At 50.5% G+C, this 5,050-nt stretch carries 3 rRNA genes; all 3 read right to left on the reverse strand.

The window, feature by feature from the left end:
• Nucleotides 1–117, reverse strand: a 5S ribosomal RNA gene (gene rrf, locus ACTHPI_RS08770).
• 68 nt (nt 118–185) lie between these two features.
• Nucleotides 186–3,092: ribosomal RNA gene (locus tag ACTHPI_RS08775) — 23S ribosomal RNA — on the reverse strand.
• A gap of 204 nt (nt 3,093–3,296) precedes the next feature.
• A 16S ribosomal RNA gene (locus ACTHPI_RS08780) occupies nt 3,297–4,861 on the reverse strand.
• The 16S, 23S and 5S rRNA genes sit together here, the layout of an rRNA operon.
• Nucleotides 4,862–5,050: the final 189 nt, after the last annotated feature.

Raw genomic sequence — 5,050 nt, forward strand, 5'->3', positions numbered from 1 at the left:
GCACGGCAGCTGCCTACCCTCGCAGGCAGTCTCCCACCAACTACTCTCGGCGTTAAGAAGCTTAACTTCCGTGTTCGGCATGGGAACGGGTGTATCCTTCTTGCTATCGCCACCGTACTCTTTTGTGAGCTTTTACACTCAAAACTGAATATGAAACCTTTCCGCAAAAACCGTTGCGAATCGCTTTGGTCAAGATATCGACTGATTAGTACTGGTCCGCTCCAAGTATCACTACTCTTCCACTTCCAGCCTATCTACCTCATAGTCTCTGAGGTGTCTTACTGCTTTCGCAAAGGAAATCTCATCTTGAGGGGGGCTTCGCACTTAGATGCTTTCAGCGCTTATCCCTTCCGCACATAGCTACCCAGCGATGCCTTTGGCAAGACAACTGGTACACCAGCGGTGCGTCCATCCCGGTCCTCTCGTACTAAGGACAGCTCCTCTCAAATTTCCTGCGCCCACGACGGATAGGGACCGAACTGTCTCACGACGTTCTGAACCCAGCTCGCGTGCCGCTTTAATGGGCGAACAGCCCAACCCTTGGGACCGACTTCAGCCCCAGGATGCGACGAGCCGACATCGAGGTGCCAAACCTCCCCGTCGATGTGAACTCTTGGGGGAGATAAGCCTGTTATCCCCAGGGTAGCTTTTATCCGTTGAGTGATGGCCCTTCCATACGGTACCACCAGATCACTAAGCCCGACTTTCGTCCCTGCTCGAGATGTATCTCTCGCAGTCAAGCTCCCTTATACCTTTACACTCTGCGAATGATTTCCAACCATTCTGAGGGAACCTTTGGGCGCCTCCGTTACACTTTAGGAGGCGACCGCCCCAGTCAAACTGCCCACCTGACACTGTCCCTGACGCCGCTTAGGCGCCGAGGTTAGAGTATCCATCAAACAAGGGTAGTATCCCAACAGTGCCTCCGATAAAACTAGCGTCCTATCTTCTCAGGCTCCTACCTATCCTGTACATGTTTAACAGATACCCAATATCAAGCTACAGTGAAGCTCCATGGGGTCTTTCCGTCCTGTCGCGGGTAACCCGCATCTTCACGGGTATTATAATTTCACCGAGTCTCTCGTTGAGACAGTGCCCAAATCATTACACCTTTCGTGCAGGTCGGAACTTACCCGACAAGGAATTTCGCTACCTTAGGACCGTTATAGTTACGGCCGCCGTTTACTGGGGCTTCAATTCGAACCTTCGCTTACGCTAAGCTCTCCTCTTAACCTTCCAGCACCGGGCAGGTGTCAGCACCTATACGTCGTCTTACGACTTTGCAGATACCTGTGTTTTTGATAAACAGTTGTTTGGGCCTATTCACTGCGGCTGATCTGTTACGATCAGCACCCCTTCTCCCGAAGTTACGGGGTCATTTTGCCGAGTTCCTTAACGAGAGTTCTCTCGCTCACCTTAGTGTTCTCCACTCGACTACCTGTGTCGGTTTGCGGTACGGGTACGATCTCTCTGGCTAGAAGCTTTTCTCGGCAGTGTGACATCAGAACCTTCGCTACTTTTATTTCGCTCCTCATCACGCCTTGCTTTTATCAAGAGCAAGCATTTCACTCACTCTCTGGCTTGACGCTTGAACGTGGATTTCCAGCCCCACGCGTTCCTAGCCTCCTGCGTCCCTCCATCGCTCATAACGATTGATCGCAGTACAGGAATCTCTACCTGTTGTCCATCGACTACGCCTCTCGGCCTTGCCTTAGGTCCCGACTTACCCTGGGCGGACGAGCCTGCCCCAGGAAACCTTAGTCTTTCGGCGGATAGGATTCTCACCTATCTTTCGCTACTCATACCGGCATTCTCACTTCTAAGCGCTCCAACAGTCCTCTCGATCTGCCTTCACCGCACTTAGAACGCTCTCCTACCACGTGCTCTTTAAAACACATCCACAGTTTCGGTACTATGCTTAGCCCCGGTAAATTTTCGGCGCAGCGCCACTCGACTAGTGAGCTATTACGCACTCTTTGAATGATGGCTGCTTCTGAGCCAACGTCCTAGTTGTCTACGCAACTCCACATCCTTTTCCACTTAGCATAGATTTGGGGACCTTAACTGGTGATCTGGGCTGTTTCCCTTTCGACTACGGATCTTATCACTCGCAGTCTGACTCCCGTGTATGGATATATGGAATTCGTAGTTTATCTGGATTCAGTAACCCCTGACGGGCCCCTAGTCCAAACAGAGCTCTACCTCCATTATCCTCTACCACGAGGCTAGCCCTAAAGCTATTTCGGAGAGAACCAGCTATCTCCAAGTTCGTTTGGAATTTCACCGCTACCCACAGCTCATCCCCGCAATTTTTAACTTACGTGGGTTCGGTCCTCCAGCGTGTTTTACCACGCCTTCAACCTGGCCATGGGTAGGTCACTTGGTTTCGGGTCTACATCATGCAACTGCTCGCCCTATTCAGACTCGCTTTCGCTACGGCTCCGTCTTTTCTGACTTAACCTCGCTGCATAACGTAACTCGCCGGTTCATTCTACAAAAGGCACGCCATTACACTTTAATGTGCTCTGACTACTTGTAGGCACACGGTTTCAGGTTCTCTTTCACTCCCCTTCCGGGGTTCTTTTCACCTTTCCCTCACGGTACTGGTTCACTATCGGTCACTAGCTAGTATTTAGCCTTACGAGATGGTCCTCGCAGATTCAACCGGGATTCCTCGTGTCCCGGCCTACTCAGGATACTGCTCGGCCTTCTCAAGATTTCGCTTACGGGGCTCTCACCCTCTCTGGCTCACCTTCCCAGATGATTCTGCTATCTCTTGAAGTGCCTTTATGCAGTCCTACAACCCCCAATAATAAATTACTGGGTTTGGGCTCTTTCCTCTTCGCTCGCCGCTACTAAGGAAATCGATTTTTCTTTCTCTTCCTGCAGCTACTTAGATGTTTCAGTTCACTGCGTCTTGCTCTTACCATCTTAACAATGATAAGTAGTGCATCTCCTGCACTGGGTTCCCCCATTCGGATACCTCCGGATCATAGCTTACTTACAGCTCCCCGAAGCCTTTCGTGGTTCGTCACGTCCTTCTTCGCCTTCTAGTGCCTAGGCATTCACCGTGCGCCCTTTTCTTCTTGACCTTACTCAAGATCTCTCTTCTCGGTCGCTCTTCGCAATCTGTTCAATGATTGTCTCGGTTTTTGCTTGGTTTCTTATTCAGTTTTCAATGTACTAACTCTTTTGAGGTACTACCCTCAAAACTAAACAAAGTTTCTCTCGTGTGCTTCCGTTTGCTTTCTTGGCTTCTTTTAGTATCTCTACTCTCCACCATTCAGCTTCCTTAGAAAGGAGGTGATCCAGCCGCAGGTTCTCCTACGGCTACCTTGTTACGACTTCACCCTAATCATCTGTCCCACCTTAGACGGCTGGCTCCATAAAGGTTACCTCACCGGCTTTGGGTGTTACAGACTCTCATGGTGTGACGGGCGGTGTGTACAAGGCCCGGGAACGTATTCACCGCGGCGTGCTGATCCGCGATTACTAGCGATTCCAGCTTCGTGCAGGCGAGTTGCAGCCTGCAGTCCGAACTGAGAACAGCTTTAAGAGATCCGCTTGCCTTCGCAGGTTCGCTTCTCGTTGTACTGCCCATTGTAGCACGTGTGTAGCCCAGGTCATAAGGGGCATGATGACTTGACGTCATCCCCACCTTCCTCCGGTTTGTCACCGGCAGTCTCATTAGAGTGCCCAACTTAATGCTGGCAACTAATAACAAGGGTTGCGCTCGTTGCGGGACTTAACCCAACATCTCACGACACGAGCTGACGACAGCCATGCACCACCTGTCTTAGCGTCCCCGAAGGGAACTCCTAATCTCTTAGGATGGCACTAGATGTCAAGACCTGGTAAGGTTCTTCGCGTTGCTTCGAATTAAACCACATGCTCCACCGCTTGTGCGGGCCCCCGTCAATTCCTTTGAGTTTCAACCTTGCGGTCGTACTCCCCAGGCGGAGTGCTTAATGCGTTAGCTGCAGCACTGAGAGGCGGAAACCTCCCAACACTTAGCACTCATCGTTTACGGCATGGACTACCAGGGTATCTAATCCTGTTCGCTACCCATGCTTTCGAGCCTCAGCGTCAGTTACAGACCAGAGAGCCGCCTTCGCCACTGGTGTTCTTCCATATATCTACGCATTCCACCGCTACACATGGAGTTCCACTCTCCTCTTCTGCACTCAAGAAACACAGTTTCCGATGCAATTCCTCGGTTGAGCCGAGGGCTTTCACATCAGACTTATCTTTCCGCCTGCGCTCGCTTTACGCCCAATAAATCCGGACAACGCTTGCCACCTACGTATTACCGCGGCTGCTGGCACGTAGTTAGCCGTGACTTTCTGGTTGATTACCGTCAAACATGAGCCAGTTACTACTCATGTCCTTCTTCACCAACAACAGAGCTTTACGATCCGAAAACCTTCTTCACTCACGCGGCGTTGCTCCATCAGGCTTTCGCCCATTGTGGAAGATTCCCTACTGCTGCCTCCCGTAGGAGTTTGGGCCGTGTCTCAGTCCCAATGTGGCCGATCAGTCTCTCAACTCGGCTATGCATCGTCGCCTTGGTGAGCCTTTACCTCACCAACTAGCTAATGCACCGCGGGTCCATCCTTTAGCGACAGCTTACGCCGCCTTTTAATCTATTGCCATGCGGCTATAGATCGTATCCGGTATTAGCACCTGTTTCCAAGTGGTATCCCAGACTTAAGGGCAGGTTACCCACGTGTTACTCACCCATCCGCCGCTCGCTTCCAAAGCGTCATTACCGAAGTAAATCTGCTAATTCCGCTCGCTCGACTTGCATGTATTAGGCACGCCGCCAGCGTTCGTCCTGAGCCAGGATCAAACTCTCATTTTTATAAATAATCGTTTTTTAAGATCTTTGTCTCAAAATTTATTGCTTGCGAATTGACTTCGCTCATTTGTTTGGGTTCTTACACCCGCACACTTTGCGAAACTTTGTTCAGTTTTCAATGTACTACCTTCTGACTTAGAAGTCAGCTTTTATATTTTATCAAACTCATTTTCTTTCGTCAAGAACTTTTTT

Source organism: Lactobacillus sp. PSON (assembly GCF_052615405.1).